This window comes from Bradyrhizobium sp. WBOS07, from assembly GCF_024585165.1.
Classification (GTDB): Bacteria; Pseudomonadota; Alphaproteobacteria; order Rhizobiales; family Xanthobacteraceae; genus Bradyrhizobium; species Bradyrhizobium japonicum_B.
The window spans coordinates 3,364,727-3,387,231 of record NZ_CP029008.1; the positions used below are offsets into that span (position 1 = coordinate 3,364,727).

Annotated in this window: 19 protein-coding genes and 1 tRNA gene; 14 read left to right on the forward strand and 6 right to left on the reverse strand. The window is 65.6% G+C overall.

The annotated features are described in order from the left end of the window. Positions 1–12 precede the first annotated feature (12 nt). From DCM79_RS16070 to DCM79_RS16085, 4 genes are all read left to right on the forward strand, one after another. Positions 13–552 (forward strand): 2Fe-2S iron-sulfur cluster-binding protein, encoded by a 540-nt coding sequence (locus tag DCM79_RS16070; RefSeq protein WP_373568077.1) that lies wholly within the window; start codon positions 13–15, stop codon positions 550–552. Then, entirely contained in the window at positions 549–1,538 is a 990-nt protein-coding gene (locus tag DCM79_RS16075) for a xanthine dehydrogenase family protein subunit M (protein ID WP_257175310.1), read from the forward strand. Before DCM79_RS16070 ends, DCM79_RS16075 begins: the two co-directional genes overlap by 4 nt. Continuing rightward, positions 1,535–3,781, forward strand: coding sequence for a xanthine dehydrogenase family protein molybdopterin-binding subunit (locus DCM79_RS16080; protein ID WP_257175311.1), 2,247 nt, complete (start codon positions 1,535–1,537; stop codon positions 3,779–3,781). The genes DCM79_RS16075 and DCM79_RS16080 overlap by 4 nt, the downstream gene beginning before the upstream one ends. A gap of 151 nt (positions 3,782–3,932) precedes the next feature. Continuing rightward, positions 3,933–4,241 carry a YciI-like protein gene (locus DCM79_RS16085; RefSeq protein ID WP_257175312.1) on the forward strand — a complete coding sequence of 103 codons (309 nt, stop codon included), beginning with the start codon at positions 3,933–3,935 and terminating at the stop codon, positions 4,239–4,241. Positions 4,242–4,317: 76 nt separating this feature from the next. On the opposite strand, the gene DCM79_RS16090 is transcribed toward DCM79_RS16085, so the two are convergent. Then, positions 4,318–4,731: a hypothetical protein gene (locus DCM79_RS16090; RefSeq protein WP_257175313.1), complete on the reverse strand. Its 414-nt coding sequence runs from the start codon at positions 4,729–4,731 to the stop codon at positions 4,318–4,320. A gap of 107 nt (positions 4,732–4,838) precedes the next feature. Here DCM79_RS16090 and DCM79_RS16095 point away from each other — a divergent pair, with 107 nt between their 5' ends. Continuing rightward, a complete protein-coding gene (locus tag DCM79_RS16095) occupies positions 4,839–5,774 on the forward strand; it encodes a LysR family transcriptional regulator (RefSeq protein WP_257180773.1) in 936 nt (311 codons plus the stop codon). Positions 5,775–6,222: 448 nt separating this feature from the next. Here the strand turns inward: DCM79_RS16095 and DCM79_RS16100 are convergent, their stop codons facing one another. From DCM79_RS16100 to DCM79_RS16110, 3 genes are all read right to left on the reverse strand, one after another. Next, on the reverse strand, positions 6,223–7,386 hold the full coding sequence (locus DCM79_RS16100) for a LuxR family transcriptional regulator (RefSeq protein ID WP_257175314.1): 1,164 nt from the start codon (positions 7,384–7,386) through the stop codon (positions 6,223–6,225). Between the two features lie 40 nt (positions 7,387–7,426). Beyond that, positions 7,427–8,182 carry an alpha/beta fold hydrolase gene (locus DCM79_RS16105; protein WP_257175315.1) on the reverse strand — a complete coding sequence of 252 codons (756 nt, stop codon included), beginning with the start codon at positions 8,180–8,182 and terminating at the stop codon, positions 7,427–7,429. A gap of 117 nt (positions 8,183–8,299) precedes the next feature. After that, on the reverse strand, positions 8,300–9,436 hold the full coding sequence (locus DCM79_RS16110; RefSeq protein ID WP_257175316.1) for a hypothetical protein: 1,137 nt from the start codon (positions 9,434–9,436) through the stop codon (positions 8,300–8,302). A gap of 307 nt (positions 9,437–9,743) precedes the next feature. Here DCM79_RS16110 and DCM79_RS16115 point away from each other — a divergent pair, with 307 nt between their 5' ends. Next, positions 9,744–9,989, forward strand: a complete 246-nt coding sequence (locus DCM79_RS16115) for a zinc-finger domain-containing protein (RefSeq protein ID WP_007602543.1) — start codon at positions 9,744–9,746, stop codon at positions 9,987–9,989. Positions 9,990–10,008: 19 nt separating this feature from the next. Next, complete coding sequence (locus DCM79_RS16120; RefSeq protein WP_257175317.1) at positions 10,009–11,211, forward strand: FAD-dependent monooxygenase; 1,203 nt, start codon at positions 10,009–10,011, stop codon at positions 11,209–11,211. 18 nt (positions 11,212–11,229) lie between these two features. Here DCM79_RS16120 and DCM79_RS16125 read toward each other — a convergent pair whose 3' ends face one another. After that, positions 11,230–11,664 (reverse strand): twin-arginine translocation pathway signal, encoded by a 435-nt coding sequence (locus DCM79_RS16125; protein ID WP_257175318.1) that lies wholly within the window; start codon positions 11,662–11,664, stop codon positions 11,230–11,232. Positions 11,665–11,838: 174 nt separating this feature from the next. Between DCM79_RS16125 and DCM79_RS16130 the strand changes: the two genes are divergently transcribed. The 3 genes from DCM79_RS16130 to DCM79_RS16140 all read left to right on the forward strand — a co-directional run bounded on the left by DCM79_RS16130 (position 11,839) and on the right by DCM79_RS16140 (position 15,075). Next, positions 11,839–11,927 (forward strand) — tRNA-Leu (locus tag DCM79_RS16130). Between the two features lie 13 nt (positions 11,928–11,940). Continuing rightward, the gene (locus DCM79_RS16135) at positions 11,941–13,665 is read left to right on the forward strand and encodes a hypothetical protein (protein WP_306556739.1); all 1,725 of its coding nucleotides are present in this window, start codon (positions 11,941–11,943) and stop codon (positions 13,663–13,665) included. 159 nt (positions 13,666–13,824) lie between these two features. After that, positions 13,825–15,075: a multidrug effflux MFS transporter gene (locus DCM79_RS16140; protein ID WP_257175319.1), complete on the forward strand. Its 1,251-nt coding sequence runs from the start codon at positions 13,825–13,827 to the stop codon at positions 15,073–15,075. Positions 15,076–15,352: 277 nt separating this feature from the next. On the opposite strand, the gene DCM79_RS16145 is transcribed toward DCM79_RS16140, so the two are convergent. Then, positions 15,353–16,960 carry an ABC transporter substrate-binding protein gene (locus tag DCM79_RS16145; RefSeq protein WP_257175320.1) on the reverse strand — a complete coding sequence of 536 codons (1,608 nt, stop codon included), beginning with the start codon at positions 16,958–16,960 and terminating at the stop codon, positions 15,353–15,355. A gap of 269 nt (positions 16,961–17,229) precedes the next feature. On the opposite strand from DCM79_RS16145, the gene DCM79_RS16150 reads away from it, so the two are divergent. The 4 genes from DCM79_RS16150 to DCM79_RS16165 all read left to right on the forward strand — a co-directional run bounded on the left by DCM79_RS16150 (position 17,230) and on the right by DCM79_RS16165 (position 22,243). Beyond that, the gene (locus DCM79_RS16150) at positions 17,230–18,360 is read left to right on the forward strand and encodes a M20/M25/M40 family metallo-hydrolase (protein ID WP_257175321.1); all 1,131 of its coding nucleotides are present in this window, start codon (positions 17,230–17,232) and stop codon (positions 18,358–18,360) included. Positions 18,361–18,609: 249 nt separating this feature from the next. Then, positions 18,610–19,551, forward strand: a complete 942-nt coding sequence (locus DCM79_RS16155; protein WP_257175322.1) for an ABC transporter permease — start codon at positions 18,610–18,612, stop codon at positions 19,549–19,551. 21 nt (positions 19,552–19,572) lie between these two features. Next, positions 19,573–20,460: an ABC transporter permease gene (locus tag DCM79_RS16160; protein WP_028137266.1), complete on the forward strand. Its 888-nt coding sequence runs from the start codon at positions 19,573–19,575 to the stop codon at positions 20,458–20,460. Positions 20,461–20,593: 133 nt separating this feature from the next. Continuing rightward, entirely contained in the window at positions 20,594–22,243 is a 1,650-nt protein-coding gene (locus DCM79_RS16165; protein ID WP_257175323.1) for an ABC transporter ATP-binding protein, read from the forward strand. The last annotated feature ends 262 nt before the right edge of the window (positions 22,244–22,505 follow it).

The window sequence follows — 22,505 nt, forward strand, 5'->3', positions numbered from 1 at the left end:
AGAGGAAAATCAGTGCCCTGGATCGAAGCGAACGCCGGCGTCCCATTGACGCTGACGGTGAATGGCGTCTCCCACCACCTGGAGGTGGACGCACGCGTGACTCTGCTCGACGCCTTGCGCGAGCATCTGCGACTGACCGGTACCAAGAAAGGCTGCGACCACGGTCAATGCGGTGCCTGCACCGTGCTGGTGAATGGCCGCCGCATCAACAGCTGCCTTTCGCTCGCCGCGATGCATGGCGCGGACGCCATCACCACGATCGAAGGCCTCGGCACCACGGAGGCTCTGCACCCGCTGCAATCCGCGTTCGTGGCCGCCGACGGATTGCAATGCGGCTATTGCACCTCTGGCCAGATCTGCTCCGCAATCGGAATGCTCGAGGAATGGCGCGCCGGCTGGCCGAGCCACGTCGGCGAACATGCCGCCGCCGAGCCGATCGACGCAGCCGAGATCCGCGAGCGGATGAGCGGAAATCTCTGTCGCTGCGCAGCCTATCCGCGGATCGTCGAGGCCATCCAAAGTTATGCCGCCGACGAAGGAGCCTCCGCATGATGCCCTTCGACTATCTCCGTGCCGGCAATGAAGCGGAGGCGCTTCAGGCAGCCGCGGATCGCCCCGGCGCGCGCTTCATCGCCGGCGGCACCAACCTGCTGGATCTCATGAAGCTCGGCGTCGAGCGGCCACCGCATCTGATCGACATAGGCGGGCTCGATATGCGCGCCGTGACGAAGACGTCAGAGGATGGCGTGCGTATCGGGGCGCTGGTGACGAACGCCGAGCTGGCGGCGCACCCGCTGGTGCGGGAGCGCTATCCGTTGCTGTCGCAGGCGCTCCTCGCGGGTGCATCAGGCCAACTGCGCAACAAGGCGACGACCGCCGGCAACCTGCTTCAGCGGACCCGCTGCTACTACTTCTACGACCCTGCTTCACCCTGCAACAAGCGCGACCCGGGGACCGGCTGCGCGGCGATCGGCGGGGTTAACCGGATCATGGCGATCCTCGGCACCTCCGCGCATTGCATCGCGACTCATCCGTCCGATATGGCGGTGGCGATGCGTGCCCTGGATGCGCAAGTCGAGACGCGGCGACGGGATGGTCAAGTCGAGCGCCGTACGCTCGACGAGCTGTATCGCCTGCCGGGTGAAACGCCGCATATCGAGCACACGCTCGCGATGGGTGAACTGATCACCGCCGTCGTGCTTCCGCCGCTGCCCAAAGGCCGCCAGCGCTACCGCAAGGTGCGCGATCGTGCATCCTATGCCTTCGCACTCGTATCTGTCGCCGCGAGGATTGCTGTCGAAGACGGCAAGATCGCGCAAGCAGCCATGGCCTTTGGCGGGGTCGCTCCCATGCCATGGCGAGACCGTGCAGCGGAAGCACTCCTGATCGGCCAAACGCCGAGCCAGGCCCTGTTCGACCGCGTTGCGGAGGCCGTAACTTCCGAGGCGCAGGGCCATGGCGGAAACGACTTCAAGATAACGCTGCTGCGGCGGACACTTGCTGCCTGCCTCATGGACCTGACGGGGAATGCGCAATGACCGAGGCACTCCTGAAGATGGACGCGCCCTTCACGGATAGCCTGCTCGACCGCGTGCCGGCCGCGATCGTCGGCACCGCGCTGCCGCGGATCGACGGACCGCGTAAGGTGACGGGCACCGCGCGCTACGCCGCCGAGCATTTTCCGGAGGGCATGGTGCATGGCGTCCTCCTGCGCGCACCGCTCGGATGTGGCCGGATCACCGAGGTGGGCACTGCGGAGGCCTTGGCGATGCCCGGCGTGCTCGCGGTGATCCGGGACGAACGGCTGGTCCGCAATGGCGGCAGCTTTGCCGGAGCGGCGGCGCCGGTGCAGGGAGTGAAGGACGTCGCCTATTTCGGCCAGCCGATTGGCCTCGTGGTCGCGGACAGTCTCGAGCGCGCCCGCGCGGCAGCGTTGTGCGTGCGCGTGGAATTCGATACGGCGCCCGGAGTGTTCGACATGGTGGCGGCGCGCGATACCGCGCTGCCGCCGACAGACGATATCTTCGGGCTCTTTCTTATCCATACCGAACAGGGCGATGTCGCACGTGCCGCAAGCGAGGCGGCGGCTGTGATTGACGCGGTCTGGCAGACTCCGAGCCAGAGTCATGCGGCGATGGAGCCGCACGCCTCCGTGGCAATTTGGCAGGACGGACGACTGACCTTGCATGGATCCTATCAGTCGCCGGTCGTGACGAGGGATCAGCTGGCGACAGTGATGGGAGTGAAGCCCTCCATAGTTCGGGTCCTGTCATCCTTCGTGGGCGGCGGATTTGGCGGCAAGCTTGGAGTGATGCCCGAGGCCGTAGCGGCAGCGATCGCCGCGCAGCAGCTGGGCCGTCCCGTGAAGGTCGTGATGACCCGTCAGCAGGTGTTCGAGATCACCGGCCGGCGGCCGATGACCTACCAGCGTGTGCGGCTTGGCGCGGATGCGGGCGGACGGCTCACAATCGTCCAGCATGAAACGATCAGCGATCAACTGGCGGGTGAGGTCTTTTTCGAACCCGCAGGCCTCGCCACGCACCTGCTTTATGCCGGCGCGAACCGACTGGTCGACCACAAGGTCGTGCGCACCAACAAGCTACTCGGCGTTTCGATGCGCGCACCCGGCGAAGCGGTCGGACAACTCGCGCTCGAATGCGCCATGGACGAACTGGCAGAGACGTTGAAGCTCGATCCGATCGAGCTCCGCCTCCGCAACGAGCCCGAGCGGCATCCCGAAACCGGCGCCCCGTTCTCCAGCCGCGCGCTCGTGGCGTGCCTCAAACAAGGCGCAGAGCGCTTCGGCTGGTCCGCGCGCAATCGTGATCCGGGCGGGCTCCGGGACGGCGAATGGCTGGTCGGCCACGGGGTCTCGGCTGCGGCGCGCGGCAATCTGTTCGGGCCAAGCCGCGCCCGGGTGCGGATCGAAGGCGACGGGCGGGTGACCGTCGAAACCGAGATGACCGATATCGGCACCGGCACCTACACCATCCTCGCGCAGATCGTGGCGGACTTGCTCGGCGTGGAGCTCGCTCAGGTGGACGTGCGGCTGGGCGATACCGATGATCCAGCGAGCGCCGGTTCGGGCGGCAGCTGGGGCGCGACGACGAGCGGCTCGGCGGTCTATGCTGCGTGCGCCGAACTGCGCGCCCGGCTTGCCGCTGCGGCCGGTGCGCCGGCCGATGCGATCACGCTGGCGGGCGGCGTGCTGACGGCGCCGGGAATCCGGCGGGCGATCGCCGAGCTGGTCGGCAATGGATTGGCTGTCGAAGGTGTCGTCGAGCCGGGCGAGAACAACAATCGCTTCAACCAGACGTCCTATGGCGCGCATTTCTGCGAAGTCAGGGTGCATGCGGTGACCGGCGAGGTGCGAGTCGCGCGATGGAATAGCGTGTTTGCAGCCGGCCGAATCCTCAACCTGCAAACCGCGACGTCGCAGGCGATCGGCGGCATCGTGCTCGGAATTGGCGGTGCGCTGAGCGAAGAGCTCATCCATGATCCCCGCTCCGGCAAGGTCGTCAATCGCGACCTCGGCGAGTATCACGTGGCGGTGCATGCCGACATCCCCGCTATCGACGTCCATTTCCTCGAGGAGCGGGATCCGCTGGCCAATCCCCTGTTCGCGAAAGGCGTGGGCGAACTGAGCGTGTGCGGTGCCGGCGCGGCGGTCGCCAACGCGGTCTACAACGCCGCCGGCGTCCGCGTGCGTGAGTTTCCGATTACCCTCGACAAGCTTCTGCCTGGCTTGCCGCCGCTATCGAGCACCCTCGCGCGGACGTGACGTCCGCGGCCGCTCTCTCGCCAACCCGGTTGCCCCACGTTTTGCGTAGTCCTTTCCCGCGCGGACGCTGCTTCGCACATCAGCATGCGGGCGCAACAAGACTGCACGACCCGCCACCCTCAGCCGGCATCCGATCAAGAAGGAGTCTATCGTGAAGCACTATCTTCTCTTCTTGGAGTTTGGAAAGTCGTACGAGGCCCGCAGGCCGGAGTTTCGCAATGCTCACCTCGCGAAGGCCTGGGCCGCGGCCGAGCGCGGCGAGCTCGTCCTTGCCGGTGCGCTCACCAATCCGCTCGATACCGGCGTCATTCTCTTCAAAGGGGAGAGCGAGGAGGTCGTCGAGAGATTCGTGAAGGAAGACCCCTATGTGAACAACGGGCTCATCCAAAGCTGGCGCATTCGCGAATGGACGACGGTCGTCGGGCAAGATGCGTCGGCGCAATTATGGCCGGAGCGATGACAGTGCACCAATGTCATCTCTGACAGCGCTGGTCAGGGCAAACGATCGTGCATTGTCACCGTTCTCTCGCAATTTTTCACCCGACCTTGGCGAGCGCGATCAGCCGGAAATCCTCCAGCGCCGCGTGCCGATGCGGAGCGACGTCGCGCTGGTAGGTCTCGGTGTCGACGATCGCGCGGAAGGTGGCGAAGTCGCCGTATTCATTGAGCGCCGCTTCGTCCCAGCGTTCGCCCGGCGAGCCGACGATGGGCGCCAGGACCGGGACGGAGAATACCCGCACGAGCGGCTTACCGGCCGCCAGACGCCGGAATGCCGGCCTGTAGCGTTCATTGAAGGCTTCGCGGCCTGAGCAGGGCGCGGCGTCGAAGCCATCCTCGTAACGCGCCTGCGCGCGGTATCGCAGAAGATTGAGCATGTAGACCGGCTGGCCGGATGGGATCGCGCGCTCGGCGGCGTCGAGGGCTTGCAGGGTGATTTCGATCGGGTTCATCGGTCTTCCCATGTTTCGAGCGCCGCAGAATGCGCGCTGACGCTCTCCAATTAGGGGGTTCGGAAAACCTCTTGTAGTGACCGGTCAGCCATGATTGTGTGGACTTCATGTCCACAACGACCTTGCCTCCCGATCTCTCCCGTCTGCTCGCCTTCGTCCGCGTGGTCGAGGCGGGCTCGTTCGCCGAAGCGGCGCGGCGTGCGGGGACGACCACCTCGGCGATGTCCAAGGCGGTTGCCCGCTTGGAACAGGCTCGCGGGGTGCGGCTCTTGCATCGTTCAACGCACTCGTTGGCGCTGACCGACGAGGGCGACAGGCTGATGACGGCGGGACGCGCCTTGGTCGAAAGTCTCGCCCGTGTGCAATCCGCGCTCGGCGAAGTCGCACGCGACGATGGCGGACGGGTGCGCGTGACTGCCCCCGCCTCGTTCGCGCGCGCCTGCATCCTGCCGCGGCTGCCCGCGTTCCTGCGGGAACGGCCGGAAATCGAGATCGAGGTCAAATTCCGCAACGAGATTCTCGATCTCGCCGCGGAAGGCGTCGACGTCGCGATCCGCTCAGGGCCCCTCGACCGCACGCCCGGCCATCAGGCGCGACGGCTTTGCACGTTCTCCTGGATCGCCTGCGCCGCGCCCGCCTATCTGAAGGCGCGCGGCGCGCCGGCCACTCCCTTTGAGCTTTCCGCGCACGACCACGTCGGCTTCCGCAATCCCGCGAGCGGTCAGATCCTGACCTGGCGCTTCGCCGACCCGCGCGGCAAAGCACCCATTCGCCTCACGCCCAAGCCCAAGCACATTTGCGACGACGCGCATGCCTCGCTCGCATTGATCGCGAATGGGTTCGGGATCGGCTGGGGGCCGGCATGGCTGGTCCACGAAGATCTTCGCGCCGGCCGGCTGGTCGAGGTGCTGGCGCCCTGGCGCGCGCCTGGGGAACCCCTGTGGATGCTGCGCACCTCGGGTCGCCGCCCACCCCTGCGCACACAGCGCGTCATGTCGTTCCTCAACACGCTTCCCGCCGCGTTCAGCGACAAGGCAGCGTGAGGCATCGGCCGTCAGCGAAATCTGGGCACCAAGAACGGCTCCAGCTCGTGGGAATTGGGCCTCGCTATGCTGGAAGCCGCGACCGATAGGGCGCAGTCAGCAGCAGCATGAAAAACGCTCTTTCCGCCTGGTACTTGGCGGCGGGTCGACTTGCTTCCCGGCCCTGCGCCGCGACGGCTCCCTGGCTGGTGCAGACACTCCAGGCCCATCTTTTTCGCCTGCGCTGCACCAGGACCACCTCGAATATCGGAAACTCCGGACTGACCATTGCTGCCGCTTCTCGCCCAATATCCAACCAATTAGACTTCAACCCGGAGGATTGACTTGTGTCTTCACCCATTTGGGTGAAGAGGGAGTCTGCGCATTCCGGAGCAAAGTCTGGTCCAGACCGTCGCGTGTCGGATCAGGACGGGCGATGAGGGGATATGTCCGCGGATGGAAAAACCGTCTAGCCGCCGCGCAATGCCTTGCCGGCAAGCAGGCTGACGAGCTCCTGCTGACGGGAAAGACCGGTCTTTGAAAGCACGGCTTTGAGCTGCGTGCGCACGGTCTCTCGCGCAACGCCGAATGTCGCTGCGAGCGCATCGATCGATGCGGCCTGTGCAACGCCACGTGCGACCTGGGCCTCTGCCGGCGTCAGGTCGAAAAGCCCTTGCAGGACTTCCGCACTCGGTACCGCGCCGCGGTCGACCGGGGTCACGACGAGCATGAAGGTGGCTCGCGTGAAGATATCGCGTGCCGATCCGCGCACCGGGATGACATGCAGGACCATCGGTACGCGATCCATCGCCGCTGCGACGGCAACGGACTTGACGATCCCATTGTTGCCGACCAACGGCGTCCCCACTGCTGCCAGGAACAATTCGTCCGCGGCAGCATCGGTCAAGGTCAACCGCTCGGCGCGGTCGTGGAACAGCGACGGCATCAGCGCTTCGAACAAGCCGTTTGCCGCGAGCAACCGGCCGCGTTCGCGCAATATCGCTCCGGGCAGCCCGATCGCCTGCAACGCATCGGCTTGGGCGCGCGCGTGCTCGAAACCGAGTCGGCTCGCGGTCAGCGACGCCCGAGCCAGATGCGGCCTCAAGTCATCGAGGAACGAGACGACGTCGCGCGGCACCGGTCCGTTGTCCTGGTGTCGCGGCATGACGATCGCGATCGAATCGCCGCTCGGTATCGGGATGATCGTCCCGGCTCGGTAGCCGAGCCCGTGCTGACGGTAGAAATCGCGGTACACGTCATTGGTCGCGATCTCCTCCTCCGACAGCAGGTCTCCGTCATTGAGGAAGCCGGCGTAATTGAGCGCGGCGGCACGCGGCAGCAACGGATCGCGCTCGCTCCATCCCTCGTTCAGGAAAACGGGCATGGTCTGGTCGAAATTATGGGAGTTGACCGCGCTGAGGTAGCCGTCGCGGACGGCGAAAAGCAGGCCGCCATTCCCGCCGATCGCGATACCGATTTCACTGAGGACCTCGGGCCACAATGACGGTATCAGCCCGGCCTCGTAGATGCGATCAATCAGATGATCGAGATGCCCAGATCCACTCATGCGCTGCGCGAAGGAGCCAATGACGCAAATTATAGCGGGATGATCAAGCGACGCAATCAGCCACAAGGAGGGGGGCCCGGATCCTGCCGTGGAACCAGCTGGCTCCTCACCCGCGGCGTGACAAGAAATCCAGCACGCCGGTCTTGTAGACCTTGTCGCCGACCGCGCGCATGTGGTCGCGATTGGGAATGTCGAGCACTTCGGAGCCCGGGATGATCGCACCCAGCGCGCTGGCGGAGCCGGCGACGTCGTCGGTCGAGCCGACCGCGATCAGTACCGGCACGTCGATGCGCGCGGCTTGCTCCCGGGTCATGAGGTCGCGCGTGCCGCGCAGGCAGGCGGCGAGCGCACGATGATCGGAGCGGGTCTGGTCGGCGAAGGCACGGAAAGTACGCCCCACGGGATCGGTGACCTCGTCCAGCGAGGGCGCCTCCAGCGCTTTCGCCACGGTCTCGCCGGGCCCGGTGCCTTCGATCAGCCCGCCGATGCCGATGCCGCCGAGGATCGCCGAGCGCAGCCGCTGCGGCTCGTTGAGGGAGAGCCACGCCGCCATCCGTCCGCCCATCGAATAGCCCATGATGTCGGCCTGCGGGATGGCGAGATGATCCATCAGCGCCAGCACGTCGCCGGCCATGGTCGGAATCGAATATTGCGCGGGCTCGTACAGCTTGGCGCTGTCGCCGTGGCCGCGATTGTCGAGCGCGATGACGCGGCGGCCGTTCTTGCGCAGCTCCGAGACCCAGGTCGGATAGACCCAGTTCACGTTCTTGCTGGAGGCAAAGCCGTGCACCAGGATGATCGGATCGCCCTCGCCTTCGTCGAGATAGGCAATTTCAACAGCGCCGTTGTGAAAGCTCGGCATCTTCAGTTCCGTGAGGATGTTGAGGGAATGGATTGATCTTAGACCACGATCCGGAAAAGTGTGCAGCGGTTTTCCGGCAACATCGTGCTCAAACAATAGCCCGAAGCGGCTCGCGCCTCAGGCCGTCGCGACCGCGTTGGCGAGTGCGGCCTCGGTTGCGATCCGCGCCTTGCGCAGCCGGCGCGCCCGCCTGCGGTCGCACCAGGCCTGGGTCAGGCGCTCGGTGGTCGCCTTGATGGAGGACAGAAGACCGAACAACGTCAGCACCGCGCCGAACAGCCACATCGCCAGATCGAACGCGCCGCCGATCAATAGCAGCGCGCCGCGGCCGAGCAGCTTGATGATCGCACGCGTCTTGCTGCCTTGCGCTTCGGCAAGCCGCGCCGCGTGCGCGACGTCCTTCGGGCCTTCGGCGATGCGCAAGGTATCCATCGCCCCGCGCGTGCCGGTCTTGCCGGCGACGCGGGTGACGTCCTTGCCCAGCCGCACCAGCGCGCCGGCCTTCTCGGCCCGGAACGCAGCCTTGATCGCGCTCACCGTCTCGCCCGGACGGAGCACCGAGCCTTTGGCGACCGCATTGCGGAGCATCGGCGTATCGACGACCTCGCGCGCGGAGCGGCCCGCCCATGTGGCGAGCCCCTCGCCGAGCCGCCCGACCTTGCGCGCATCCTTCACCAGCGTCAGTCCGGCGCGCACCGGCGCCGCACCACCGGCGGACACGTAGGTTGCCGCCGTCACCGCAAGGCCGGCGGCCGCGAGCCCGAGCACGAGGCGATCGGTGTCCTCGCCCATGGCGAGGTGCTTGCCCTCGCGGACGATGTCCCTGATGTCGCCAAACACGAAGAGATCGCCGGCGACCGTTCCCGACAGGCTCGCGACATCGTCGGCATTGCCGGTGACGAGGCCGGTGGCAAATCGCTTGGCCAATTGCGAAGTGGAATTCTCGGCCTTGACCGCATCGCTGACGCGGCTCAGGAGATCGTCCGGCAGCGCGATGTTGCGGTCGCGCGCGAGCGCGACGAAACTGTCGGCGAGATCGGCGTCTCCGGCCGCGAGCGCGGCCTCGATGTTGTCCTGAACCACCCGCTCGTTCTGCCGCAGCAGCGCATCGAGCTTCAGCTCGGACAGCACGGCGGGATCGTCCTGGGCGGCAAGGATCGCACCGGCCTCACGGGCATGCGGCGCCACCTGCGCGAGCAGGAAGCTGCACGCGGCAATACCCGCCAACGCCGTACTGATTCGCAGCCACTTCATGTGGAACAGCCCGGATGCCCCTGGGATCGCTCGCGCCGACAATTCGTCTTTCGTCTCGAATGCACGTGCCCACAGAGATAGTATGCCAAAATTGCGACACAACGTCCCCGACGAAAGAAGGGCTTCTCTCAGGCCGCAAGATTGTGTCGAATTTGCATGAGCAAATGAGCATGGGGCAATTGCGGAGCTTTCGGTTCCGCCGGACTAGCAATCAGCTGCACCCGCCAGTATGGTCCGCGGCGCCTTAAAGATGCCGCGTCAGTTCTTGATTGTGTCTGCCGCCATTGCCACTCCAGGATGAGTTACGATGTCCGACCATGTCGTCCCGCACTTCCACAACGATGCCGGTGTCCCCGTCATCGAGATCGGCTCGCAAGAGTTCATGTGCGTGGGCGCCAACCCTCCGTTCGACCATCCGCACGTCTTCCTCGACCTCGGCAACGACAACGAGATCATCTGCCCCTATTGCTCGACGCTGTACCGCTTCGCGGCCGACCTGAAGGCGGGCGAAGCCCGCCCGCCGGAATGCGTCCTGAAGGACAAGGTGGCCTGACCGTATCCGTCGGTCAGGGGTGGCGCTCTCCCGCACGATCGTCATCGCCGGTGCCGGCATCGGTGGACTGACGGCTGCGCTGGCGCTCGCGGCGCGCGGGTTCCGCATCGTCGTGCTGGAAAAGGCCGAGCGCCTCGAGGAAGTCGGCGCCGGCCTGCAGCTCTCCCCCAATGCCAGCCGCGTGCTGGTCGAGCTCGGCCTCACCGAGCGCCTCGCGCTGCGCACCGTCGTCCCGGAAGCGGTCTCGATCATGAGCGCGCGGGCCGGCGGCGAGCTGCTGCGCATGCCGCTCGGCGAAGCCGCCTCGCTGCGGGCCGGCGCCCCCTATTGGGTGGTGCATCGCGCCGACCTGCAATCGGCGCTATCAGGCGCCGTTGCCGATCATCCCGATATCGACCTGAAGCTGGGCGCGACCTTCGAGGACGTCGCGCCGCATGCCAAGGGACTGACGGTGGTCCATCGCAGCGGCACGATCCGCCGCAGCGATCTCGCCAGCGCCCTGATCGGCGCCGACGGCATCTGGTCGACGGTCCGCCAGCATCTGTTTCCCGAAGTGCAGCCGCGCTTCTCCGGGCTGATCGCCTGGCGCGGCACGTTAGACGCCACCCAACTGCCGAAGGACTACACCGCGCGCCGGGTGCAGCTCTGGATGGGACCGAATGCCCATCTGGTCGCCTATCCGATCGCCGGCGGACGCCAGATCAACGTGGTCGCGGTGCTGCCGGGCACCTGGAACATTCCGGGCTGGAGCACGCCCGGCGATTTTCGCGAGGTGATGAACGCTTTCGCCGCCCCGCGCTGGCCGCCGTCGGCGCGGATGCTGCTCGCCCCGGTCGAGAGCTGGCGGAAATGGGCGCTGTTCGGCGTGCCCGACGGCTGTCCCTGGAGCAAAGGGCCGGTGGCACTGCTTGGCGATGCCGTGCATGCGATGCTGCCCTTTGCAGCGCAAGGAGCGGGCATGGCGATCGAGGATGCCGCGGTGCTCGCCCGTCATCTCAGCTATGAAGCCACCGAAAGCAGCGCTGATATCGCTGCAGCGCTGAAGCAATACGGCCGGGCGCGCGAGGCGCGGGTGCGGCGGGTGCAGCGAACCGCGCGGCAGCAGGGCCGCATCTATCATCTCGGCGGGGCGCTGGCGATCGCGCGCGATGTTGCGATCCGCGCGCTCGGTCCCGACCGCATGTTGGCGCGGCAGGACTGGATCTACGGCTGGCGGCCGTGAACCGGCGCAGCCGCGGTCTCAGCGTGCCGTTCGGCCGGATTTCGGAGCAGGCTTGACCGCTGCGGCCGGCGCAGCCGCCGGCTCGGCGGGCGGTGTTGCCGCCTCCATGTCGCTCTCGCGGCACCTGTTCCTGCGCCAGGTCTCTTCGAGCAGCTTCTGCTGGCCCCGCGCGGCGACGTAATCGTTGCGATAGGCGAGCTCTGCGACGACGACGCCCCCCGTCCCGGTCTCGGCCTTCGCCATCAGCCGCTCGAGCTCCTGGATGCGGATGACGAGATTTTTGCGTTCGGGAGCAAGCTGCTTGCAATCCCAGAGGTCGTAGCGGGCCGGGTCCACGAAGGCCGGGCTGATGGTGTCGCTGACGCTCGCGCAGCCGGCGAGCGTCGCGCCGAGCAGGCCCAGCGCAAGCAGTCCGCGCCCGGAGCGACAGCGGGAGAGAAACGAAACAGGCATGTCGGATGAACAGTCCCCGTGGATGAGAATGCCTAAAGCAATAACACATGTCCGGATTGAGGCTTTGCCTTGTGCCGCCGGCTCGCTTAAGGAAGAAACGTCCCACCGGTGACGCAAGGCGCCAATTCCAGACCGCCGGCGATGGACTTAAGTGTTTGATCTCGTTGGATCAAAGCGGGCATGGCGGAATTGGTAGACGCAAGGGACTTAAAATCCCTCGGTGCGCAAGCGCTGTGCCGGTTCGACCCCGGCTGCCCGCACCACGAGATCTGACGTTTGCCCAGCCGCTCCGCAAGCGGGCTCGCAGCCCATGATGCGCGCCGGGCACGCAACCGTTCGTTTACCAAGCCGCCCTTCCGCGTGCCGAATCCGGGCGGCGCGGCCGGCCTTTACTCCACCTTAGATCGTCCTCGCCTAAAGCGAGCGATGTCTGCCCCGTCGATGCAGACCCAGGGAACGCAGGGCCTGGAGCGGCTGGCTTCGATGGTGAGAGCTCCGATGGACGCGCGCGAGGATTGGTCCCGGTCCAGGATTGGCGGAAGAGGCGCGGCGTCCGCATCTCAGCTGCATGGGGTCGAAGTCTACGTCTTCCTGATCGCTTTCCTCGCCGTGTTCTACCTGTCGAACGGACCGCTTCTGCTCGGCCATTACGATCTGGGCTGGCACCTCGCCGCCGGAGACCTGATCAGACAGCGGGGCGAAGTGCCCTTGCAGGATCCGTGGGCGTTCACCGTCGGCGACAAGCGATGGTACAATCTGTCCTGGCTCTGGGACGTGATGGCCAGCGCGCTGTATCAGCAGGCCGGCTTTGCCGGGATCGTGCTCATGGTCGTCGCCTCCGGCGCGATCATCGCCGGCTATCTCGCCTTCTGCGGCTTGAGCAGCGGCGCTTCGGCCCCCGCGGTCTGCATTGCGGTGTTCGCCGCGTGCCTGCTCTATCCCTGCTACGAAGCCTCACCCAACATGTATCTGGCGGCATCGCCGAACATCGCGACGATGTTGTTCGCGGTGCTGTTTTACGCGGAATGCCTGCGGCGGGGGCGATGGTTCCTGCTGCCGCCGATGATGATCGTCTGGGTCAATCTGCATGGCGGCTTCATGCTCGCCTTTCCGATTCTCGGCGTCTTCGCCGGCGTCGCGTTGCTGCGGCGGGACTGGACAGGCTTTCGCAATCACTGCCTGGCGGGCGTCGGGTGCTTCATCGCGATCTTCGTCAATCCGCTGGGATGGCACATCTATGACGGCGTGACGGCGACACTGGGTCATTTCGTGCAGGCCGACATCAGTGAATGGCGGTCCTATTTTCACAACGTGGAACTGCCGGGGAGCCTTCCCGGCATCGCCTATGCGCTGACATTCGCGGCCCTGGAGCTGCGCTACCGAAACTCCACGCGCGTGCCGCTCGAAGCGCGCGTGCTGGCGTGGCTCTTCCTTTTTCTGGGCCTCTACCAGTTCAGATACACCGCATTCTTCTTCATTTTCTCGAGCGTCCCGATGGCGCTGCACATCGACCGGCTGCTGCCGAAGCTCCGGAGCCTCGAGCTCCGGCGCGCGATGCTGGCGGCAGGTGTCGTCGGGCTCTTGTTGCTGCCCGTCACGTTCATGCAGGTGAGACCGGCGCTGGCATTGCCCGACATGCTCTCCGAAGCAGATGCCCGCTACCTCGAGGCGCACAGCCCGCGCGGGCACCTGCTCAACCATTGGAACGTCGGCGGGCTCCTGATCTTCAGAACCCAGGGATCGGTGCCCCTCTTCGTCGACGGCCGGGCTGCGACCGCCTACCCCGACGCGTTGCTTCGGGATTATCTCGCGCTGGTCCGGTGGGACATCGACGCGGCGACCTGGGACAAGGTGATCGCCAAGTACAAGATCGATGCGGTGCTCTGGATCAGAGCACATGACCAGCTGCGGCATTTCCTGGTCGGCGAGAGGGGCTGGAAAGAGGAATATACCGGCGCGTATGTCAGCCTCTACACACGGCAAGAGGCCGCTTCCAGGTAAGGCCCGCCCGCGACCGATGCCAGGGTCGTCCCCCGCCCAGGGCTGACCGCTCACCAAGTCTTGTCCGCACCTGCTCTGCCTGCCAGCCATCCCGAAACGTGGGTTGTGCAGCGCAGCATCCACGGCGGATAAAGCCCCTGAAATTGCGAGGTGAGCTTCTTGTCTGACGTCAATGCCGACGACTGGGTGTCCGCGGGACACCGCCCGATGCGCTTTCCGGAATTCGTCATCGTGATCGCGTCCATCATGGCGCTGAATCCGCTTGCAATGGACATGATGTTGCCGGCGCTGCCCAATATCGGGGCAGCCTTCAGGATCCCCGTCGCCAATCACCTCCAATTGGTGCTGTCGACCTTCCTGATCGGCTTTGGTGTCGGTCAGTTCGTCATGGGCCCGCTGTCGGACCGTTTCGGCCGCCGGCCGGTGCTGCTCGGCGGCATGGCGGTCTATGCGGTGGCGAGCGTGCTGGCAGTCGCAGCGCCCTCGTTCGAGACGCTGCTGCTGGCGCGCGCGCTGCAGGGATTGGGCACCGCGGCGACGCGCGTGATCGCGACCTCGATCGTGCGCGACTGCTATGCCGGCCGCCGCATGGCGAGCGTGATGTCGCTCGCCATGATGGTGTTCATCGCGGTGCCCGTGATCGCCCCCTCGTTCGGACAGGCGGTGTTGCTGGTGACGGCGTGGCGCGGCATCTTCGTGGTGCTGATGCTCTACGGGCTGCTCGCGCTCGCATGGTGCGTGCTGCGGCTGCCCGAGACGCTTCCCGAGTCGGAACGCAGGTCGCTGGCGCCCGCCGACGTGCTCTCGGCGTTCCGGCAGACCGTGACCCATCGCCAGACCATCGGCTATGCCACGGCTGCCGGCAGCGTGATGGGCGCACTCTTCGCGTACGTGTTCTGCGCGCAGCAGGTCTTCACCGGCATCTATCGCCTCGGCCATTACTTCCCGCTCGCTTTCGCGGCGGTCGCGGTCGGCGTCGCCATTGCCGGCTTCCTCAATGCAAGGCTGGTCGGGCGGCTCGGCATGCGCGTGATCTCGCACGGCGCGCTGGCGCTCTATACCGCCGTGGCCGGCGTGATGCTGCTGACGGAAAGCCTCGGCATGCTGCCACTGTCCCTTTTCATGCTTCTCTCCGCCCTGATGATGTTCTCGTTCGGCATGATGGTCGCCAACTTCACTGCGCTCGCGATGGAATCGCAGGGACACATCGCCGGCACCGCCTCCTCGCTCTACGGCTCGATCACGACGCTGATCGGCATCGTGGTCGGCATGGCGATCGGGCAGAGCTTCGACGGCACGCTGCTGCCGTTCTCGATCGGCTTCTTCCTGTCGACGCTCGCCGCGCTCGGGATCGTGCTGGCGGTCGAGAAGGGACGGCTGTTCAGGCCGCATCATCGCCCCATCGCCTGAGGAACTTCCCTGATCTCTCGATGTTGTACTGCAGCAATTGAAGGGATCGGCGAGATGGAACACGAGAGCAGAGCGGATCAGCCCGCGTGGGAGACCGAGCGGCCTGCCCCCGGCGAAATGTCCGAGGAGCAGCCGAACCGAAGCCTGGCATTCGCGAGTGAGGGTCTCGAGCAGGTGCGCGACAGCCACTGCTGATCGAGACCGATATCCTCGCATAGAAAAGGCGCCGCGGTTTCACCCGAGGCGCCTTTCGCTTTTCAAGCGCAGGCGGGGTCGCCTACTCCTTCTTGTCGATATTCCAGAACACCGGCGTCGCGGGACCGTCGAGCACGCCGGTCAGCGATTTACGCCAGCCGCTCGGGATCAGATACTGCCCCAGCGGAATGTAGATCACCTGCTCATAGGCCTGCTTCTGGATGTCAGCGGCGATCTTCTTCTGATCGTCGACCGAGGCCGCGCGGACGAAAGCGTCCTTGAGCTGCTCGATCTTGGCGTCCTCCGCCCAGCCGAACCAGCCCTTCTTGCCCTGGCCGCCGATCGAGAGATTGGCGATCGGGTTGGACACGTCGGCCGCGACCCAGTTGGTGAAGAACATGTTCCAGCCGCCTTCCTTCGGCGGCTTCTGGCTGGCGCGGCGGCTCACCACCGTCTGCCAGTCGGTCGCCTGAAGGTCGACCTTGAAGCCGGCCTCGCGCAGCAGCTGGGCCGCAACGATCGGCTGCGCCTTCAGCGTCGTGACATCGCCGGGGGCCATGATCACGATCGGCGTACCGTCATAGCCGGACTCGGCCAGCGCCTTCTTGGCTTGCGCCATTCCGTTGCCCTTGATCAGGGTCTCGGAGCCCGCATCGGTTGCGAGCGGCGTGTCGCAAATGAAGAACGCGCCGCAGATCTTCTGATATTTAGCGTTGCCGACCAGCGCGTCGAGCACGTCCTTCTGGTTCATCGCCAGCAAGGCGGCGCGCCGCACCTTCACGTTGTCGAACGGCGGATGAAGGAAGTTCATCCGGCCGAGCGTCTGAAAGCCGAACTTGTTCAGGACCTCGATCGTGAGCTCCTTGTTGGGCTCCAGCACCGGCAGCATGTCGAACGGCAGGTTCTCCATGAAATCGATGTCGCCCGACTGCAGCGCGTTCACCGCGGTCTGCGAGTCCGGCATGGTGATCCACTCGACGCGGTCGACCTTCACGACCTTGCCGCCGGAGGTCCAGCTCGCCGGCTCCTTGCGCGGCACGTAATCGGTATTCTTGACGTAGACCGCCTTCACGCCCGGCTGGAATTCACCCTGCACGAACTTGAAGGGACCCGAACCGATCTGCTCGGGGATCTGCTTGTCCGGCGGCGTCTCGGCGAGGCGCTTGGGCATCATGAAGGCGACGCGCGAGGACGGCTTGCCGATGGAGTCGAGCACGAGGCCGTAAGCCTCCTTCAGCTTCAACGTGATGGTCTTGGCGTCGGTCGCCTCGATGCTGGCGGTGAAGTCCATGAGCTTCTGGCCCATGCCGTCGACCGCAGCCCAGCGCTTCAGAGAAGCGACGCAATCCTCCGCCGTCACCGGCGCGCCGTCATGCCACTTCAGCCCGTCGCGGAGCGTGAAGGTGTAGGTGAGCTTGTCGTCGGAGACCTTCCAGTCCGCCATCTGCGGCTGGACCTTGAAGCTCGAATCGGTAGCCACCAGCGTGTCGTAGACCATGTAGCCGTGGTCACGCGTGATGTAGGCCGTGGTGAAGATCGGATCGATGATGCGCAGATCGGAATGCATCACCGCCGTGATGGTCTTGCCGGCGGCGAGCACCGGCGAGGCGAGCGCCGTCGAAAGCGCGACGACAGACAGCGCGAGTTTGGAGGCAAACGCGCGAGGCCCCCGGCGCATGAAGTGCAACATAAAAAGTTTCTCCTGACGTGAAACTGTTCAAAGGCGGGTTATTGATTGAGCATGTGGTTCGTTCCTTGGGCGAACTAACCCCATGCAATGCCTTTGTCTTTTGAGACTTGCAGACAGTGCCGAGCGCGTCAATCCGGTTTCGCTGCAGGCCCTGGCGGCGTGCGCACGGGCTCCACAAGGATCGGTTTGGCACTACAACACTCTCCGCTCGTCTCGCCCCGCGGCGATGCAATGCGCGTTCCATCTTTCGAAGCTTGAGAGACATTGAGATGAATCCAGCCAATCTTCCCTTCGATTCCGAGGCCATGCTCGAAGGCTTGCGCACCTGGGTGGAATGCGAGAGCCCGACCTGGGATGCCAACGCCGTCGACAGGATGCTCGATATCGCAGCGCGGGATATGGCCATCATGGGTGCGACGATCGAGCGCATCGCGGGCCGTCAGGGCTTTGGCGGCGTGATCCGCGCGCGCTTTCCGCATCCGAGACAGGGCGAGCCCGGCATCCTGATCGCGGGACACATGGATACCGTCCACCCGGTCGGCACCATCGAGAAGCTGAAATGGAGGCGCGAGGGTAATAAGTGCTACGGCCCCGGCATCTATGACATGAAGGGCGGTAACTACCTCTCGCTGGAAGCGATCCGGCAGCTGGCGCGCGCATCCTTCACCACGCCGCTGCCGATCACCGTGCTGTTCACGCCGGATGAGGAAGTCGGCACGCCCTCGACGCGCGACATCATCGAGGCGGAAGCCGCGCGCAACAAATATGTGCTGGTGCCCGAGCCCGGCCGTGCCGACAACGGCGTCACCACCGGACGTTACGCCATCGCACGCTTCACTCTCGAGGCGACCGGACGGCCGAGCCACGCCGGCGCGACGCTGTCGGCGGGCCGTTCGGCCATCCGCGAGATGGCGCGGCAGATCCTCGCGATCGACGCAATGACGACGGAGGACTGCACCATCTCGGTCGGCGTCGTGCATGGCGGGCAATGGGTCAATTGCGTTGCCACGACCGCCACCGGCGAAGCGCTCTCCATGGCCAAGCGCCAAGCCGATCTCGACCGCGGTGTCGAGCGGATGCTGGCGCTGTCGGGCACGACCAACGACGTCACCTTCAAGGTGACGCGCGGCGTGACGCGCCCGGTATGGGAGCCGGATGCGGGCACGATGGCGCTGTACGAAAAGGCGCGCGGCATCGCCAAATCTCTCGGCGCGGAATTACCGCATGCGAGCTCCGGCGGCGGCTCCGACGGCAACTTCACCGGTGCGATGGGCATCCCGACGCTCGACGGCCTTGGCGTGCGCGGCGGCAACGGCCACACGCTGGAGGAGTATATCGAAGTCGAGAGCCTCGTTGAGCGCGGCCGGCTGATGGCGGGACTCTTGGCCACGCTGGAGTGATTGTGCAGCTATTCCGTAGCTATTCGGTAGGGTAGGCAAAGGCGCGTAGCGCCGTGCCGACCATTCTGCCAAATGGAGGGAACGGTGGGCACGCTCCGCTTTGCCCACCCTATTAGCTACGCGCTGCCAAAACAGCTGACCGCACTGCAAAAACTGCGACCCTGATGGCACGGGAATTGCTGAAATGTTAGGCTGATGGCAGAACAGACCCTCGCTGCCACGATTTGACTCTAATCTGACGGATCCAACTTGCTCGGATATCTCCTTCGCCGAATCCTCGCCGCCGTGCCCGTGATGGGCGTCGTTGCGCTGTTCGTCTTCCTCCTGCTCCGCCTCACCCCTGGCGATCCCGCCGCGATCCTCGCCGGCGACAATGCGACGCCCGAGCGGCTGGAGCGCATCCGCACCTCGCTCGGCCTCAACGAGCCGCTGATCGTGCAGTTCGTCACCTGGGTCAACAAGCTGCTGCACGGCGACCTCGGGACTTCGCTGATCTCCAACCTGCCGGTGATTAAGATGATCAGCCAGCGCGTCGAGCCCTCGATCTCGCTCGCGCTATCGACGATCATCCTCGCCGTCATCATCGCAGTCCCGCTGGGCGTGATCGCGGCCTGGAAGCACGGCACCTGGATCGACCGCTTCGTGATGGGCCTGTCGGTGCTCGGCTTCTCGGTGCCGGTGTTCGTGGTCGGCTATGTGCTGATCCAGATCTTCGCCATCGAACTGCGCTGGGTCCCGGTGCAAGGCTTCCGCAGCGTCTTTAACGGCTTCGGGCCGTTCTTCGAGCGCATCATCCTGCCGACCTGCGCACTGTCCTTCATCTACATCGCACTGATCGCCCGCATGACGCGCGCGGCGATGCTGGACGTGCTCGGCGAGGATTACGTGCGCACGGCGCGCGCAAAAGGCATCAACGAGGTTGCGGTGATGATGCGCCATGCGCTGCGGAACGCCGCAGTGCCCGTGATCACCGTGATCGGCACCGGCTTCGCACTGCTGATCTCCGGCGTCGTCGTCACCGAGAGCGTGTTCAACATACCCGGCATCGGCCGCCTCACCGTGGACGCGGTGCTGGCGCGCGACTATCCGGTGATCCAGGCGATGATCCTGCTGACATCGCTCGTCTATGTCGTCGTCAATCTTCTGATCGACGTCGCGTACACCCTGCTCGATCCCCGGATCCGGTACTGAGGCAAGGATTTAAGAACGAACATGTCGGTCGATACCCTTCCCCAGTCCTCCATTCCGATCACGTCGCCGCTGCGGCCGCGGTTCGGATTCCTCACCTCGACGCCGATCATCGCCACGGCGACGGTCCTGCTCGCCTTGATCGTGCTGGTCTCGATCTTCGCGCCGCTAATCGCGCCCCATGATCCGATCCAGCTCGCGCCGTCGCAGCGGCTCAAGCCGTCGTCGGCGCAATTCCTGCTCGGCACCGATGCCTACGGCCGTGACCTGGCCTCGCGCGTCCTCTATGGCGGCCGCATCTCGCTGCTGATCGGCATTGGCGCGGCCATCCTGTCGATTGCCATCGGGCTCGCGATCGGCCTCGTCTCCGGCTTCTTCAAGCTGGTCGATGCCGTGCTGATGCGCGTCATGGACGGCCTGATGGCGATGCCGAGCATCCTGCTCGCGATCGCCGTGGTGTCGCTGTCCGGCGCCAGCCTCTGGACCGTGCTGATCGCAATCACGATTCCGGAGATCCCGCGCGTCGCGCGCCTGGTGCGCTCCGTCGTACTCTCGGCACGGGAGGAACCTTACGTCGAAGCCGCGATCTCGGTCGGCTCCAGTCTGCCGAAAATCATGCTGCGGCACCTGATGCCGAATACGGTCGCCCCGCTGATCGTGCAGGGCACCTATATTTGCGCCAGCGCGATCCTCACCGAGGCCATCCTGTCCTTCCTCGGCGCCGGCATCTCGCCGGAGACGCCGACCTGGGGCAACATCATGGCCGAGGGCCGCCAGTACTTCCAGATCAAGCCGTCGCTGATCTTCTGGCCGGGCCTTCTGCTCTCAATCGCCATCCTCAGCATCAATCTGATCGGCGACGCCGCCCGTGACGCCCTCGATCCGCGCATGAAGCAGCGGGAGGGGAAGTGAAACAGCCAACAGTGTCATTCCGGGGCGCGCCCCTTGGCGCGAGCCCGGAATCCATTTCACCACCGACATTGCAGCCCGATGGATTCCGGGTTCGCGCTACGCGCGCCCCGGAATGACGGCCGAGAAAGCTGACATGACCAACATTATCCTCGACATCAACAACCTCGTCGTCTCCGTCGGCAAGAAGCCGGGCGGACCGAAGATCATCGACGACATCTCGATCCAGGTGCGCGAGCGCGAGACGCTGTGCCTCGTCGGCGAAAGCGGCTCGGGCAAGTCGGTGACCTCTCTCACCACGATGGGCCTGCTGCCGAAGGGCACGCTGGTGCCCACCGCCGGCAGCATCAAGCTGGTCGGCGAGGAGCTGCTCACCGCCACCGACCGCCGCCTGCGACAGCTTCGCGCCACGCAGATGGCGATGATCTTCCAGGAGCCAATGACCGCGCTCAATCCGGTGGTACCGGTCGGCCGCCAGATCGACGAAGTGCTGCGCGCCCACACCAGCCTCGACGCCAAGGCGCGCAAGAAGCGCATTCTCGACATGATGGAGCAGGTCCACCTGCCTCAGGTCGAGCGCATCTTCACCTCCTACCCGCATCGGCTCTCAGGCGGCCAGCGCCAGCGCATCATGATCGCGATGGCCCTGGTGCTGGAACCGAAGCTGCTGATCGCCGACGAGCCGACCACCGCGCTCGACGTCACCACGCAGAAGCAGATCCTGACGCTGATCCGCGAGCTGCAGCGCGATCACGGTACCGCGGTGCTGTTCATCACCCACGACATGGGCGTGGTCGCCGAGATCGCCGACCGCGTCGCGGTGATGCGGCAGGGCCGCCTGGTCGAGACCGGCCCGCTCGACACCGTGCTGCGCAATCCCACCATGGAGTACACCCGCAACCTGCTCTCTGCGGTGCCGAGCCTGGTGCCGCGTGCCGCGCGACCCGAGACCAAGGAGCCGGTCGTGCTGGAAGCCAACGAGCTCAGCAAGGTCTATAAGGAGCGCGCTTTCTTCGGCAAAGGCCGCGAGGTCGTCGCCGCCGACAAGGTGACGCTGACCCTGCGCAAGGGCCGCACGCTCGGCATCGTCGGCGAAAGCGGCTCGGGCAAGTCGACGGTGGCGCGCTGCATCGTCCGCCTGATCGAACCGACCTCGGGCGGCATCCGCCTCGCCGGCCGCGAGATCGCCGACATCTCGCGGCGCCTGCTGCAGCCGCACCGGCAAAAGATCCAGATCGTGTTCCAGGATCCATACCGCTCGCTCAACCCGCGCGTCACCGTCGGCGAGAGCATTGCCGAAGGCCCGATCAATTACGGTGTCGCGCACGCTGACGCCATGAAGCGAGCACGCGAGCTGCTCGAGCTGGTCGGCCTGCCCCCCGATGCGGTGTCGCGCTATCCGCACCAGTTCTCCGGCGGCCAGCGCCAGCGCATCGCCATTGCCCGCGCGCTCGCGCTCGATCCGGACGTGCTGGTGGCCGACGAAGCGGTCTCCGCGCTCGACGTCTCGGTGCAGGCGCAGGTGCTGGACCTGCTCGACGAGATCCAGACCCGGCTCGGCATCGCCATCCTGTTCATCACCCACGATCTGCGCGTTGCGGCGCAAATCTGCGACGAGGTCGTGGTGATGCAGCACGGCCGCGTGGTCGAGCAGGGCCCCGCCGCCGAGGTGCTGACGCATCCGCAGCAGGCCTACACCAAGGCGCTGCTCGACGCCGCACCAGGGCGGGGCTGGGATTTTGCGAACTTCCGGCCGGTGGCGGAAGGTGTGGGGGCGAGCGCGTAGCTCTCTTCGCTGTCATTCCGGGGCATCGCGAAGCGATGAGCCCGGAATCCATCCAGCCGCAGAGACTGTCGCGCGATGGATTCCGGGCTCGCGCCCAAGTGGGCGCGCCCCGGAATGACGGTGGATAGAGTCGGCGCGCTCTCACTGCATCCGCAGCATTCCCAAAACAGCTTGACCCTATGCACGGCGCGAGTGCTTCCCGCCTTGCTCTCTCCTTCGCGCCGGGGCTAACGTCGCGCACTTTCAAAACGCTGGACTTGAA

What these genes read in the sequence shown, in the direction of transcription:
- DCM79_RS16080 (WP_257175311.1), top strand. Translation starts at nt 1,535, where the DNA reads ATGACCGAGGCACTCCTGAAGATGGACGCGCCCTTCACGGATAGCCTG.
- DCM79_RS16095 (WP_257180773.1), top strand. Translation starts at nt 4,839, where the DNA reads ATGTCCACAACGACCTTGCCTCCCGATCTCTCCCGTCTGCTCGCCTTC.
- DCM79_RS16115 (WP_007602543.1), top strand. Translation starts at nt 9,744, where the DNA reads ATGTCCGACCATGTCGTCCCGCACTTCCACAACGATGCCGGTGTCCCC.
- DCM79_RS16145 (WP_257175320.1), bottom strand. Translation starts at nt 16,960, where the DNA reads ATGTTGCACTTCATGCGCCGGGGGCCTCGCGCGTTTGCCTCCAAACTC.
- DCM79_RS16105 (WP_257175315.1), bottom strand. Translation starts at nt 8,182, where the DNA reads ATGCCGAGCTTTCACAACGGCGCTGTTGAAATTGCCTATCTCGACGAA.
- DCM79_RS16125 (WP_257175318.1), bottom strand. Translation starts at nt 11,664, where the DNA reads ATGCCTGTTTCGTTTCTCTCCCGCTGTCGCTCCGGGCGCGGACTGCTT.
- DCM79_RS16165 (WP_257175323.1), top strand. Translation starts at nt 20,594, where the DNA reads ATGACCAACATTATCCTCGACATCAACAACCTCGTCGTCTCCGTCGGC.
- DCM79_RS16160 (WP_028137266.1), top strand. Translation starts at nt 19,573, where the DNA reads ATGTCGGTCGATACCCTTCCCCAGTCCTCCATTCCGATCACGTCGCCG.
- DCM79_RS16150 (WP_257175321.1), top strand. Translation starts at nt 17,230, where the DNA reads ATGAATCCAGCCAATCTTCCCTTCGATTCCGAGGCCATGCTCGAAGGC.
- DCM79_RS16090 (WP_257175313.1), bottom strand. Translation starts at nt 4,731, where the DNA reads ATGAACCCGATCGAAATCACCCTGCAAGCCCTCGACGCCGCCGAGCGC.
- DCM79_RS16110 (WP_257175316.1), bottom strand. Translation starts at nt 9,436, where the DNA reads ATGAAGTGGCTGCGAATCAGTACGGCGTTGGCGGGTATTGCCGCGTGC.
- DCM79_RS16075 (WP_257175310.1), top strand. Translation starts at nt 549, where the DNA reads ATGATGCCCTTCGACTATCTCCGTGCCGGCAATGAAGCGGAGGCGCTT.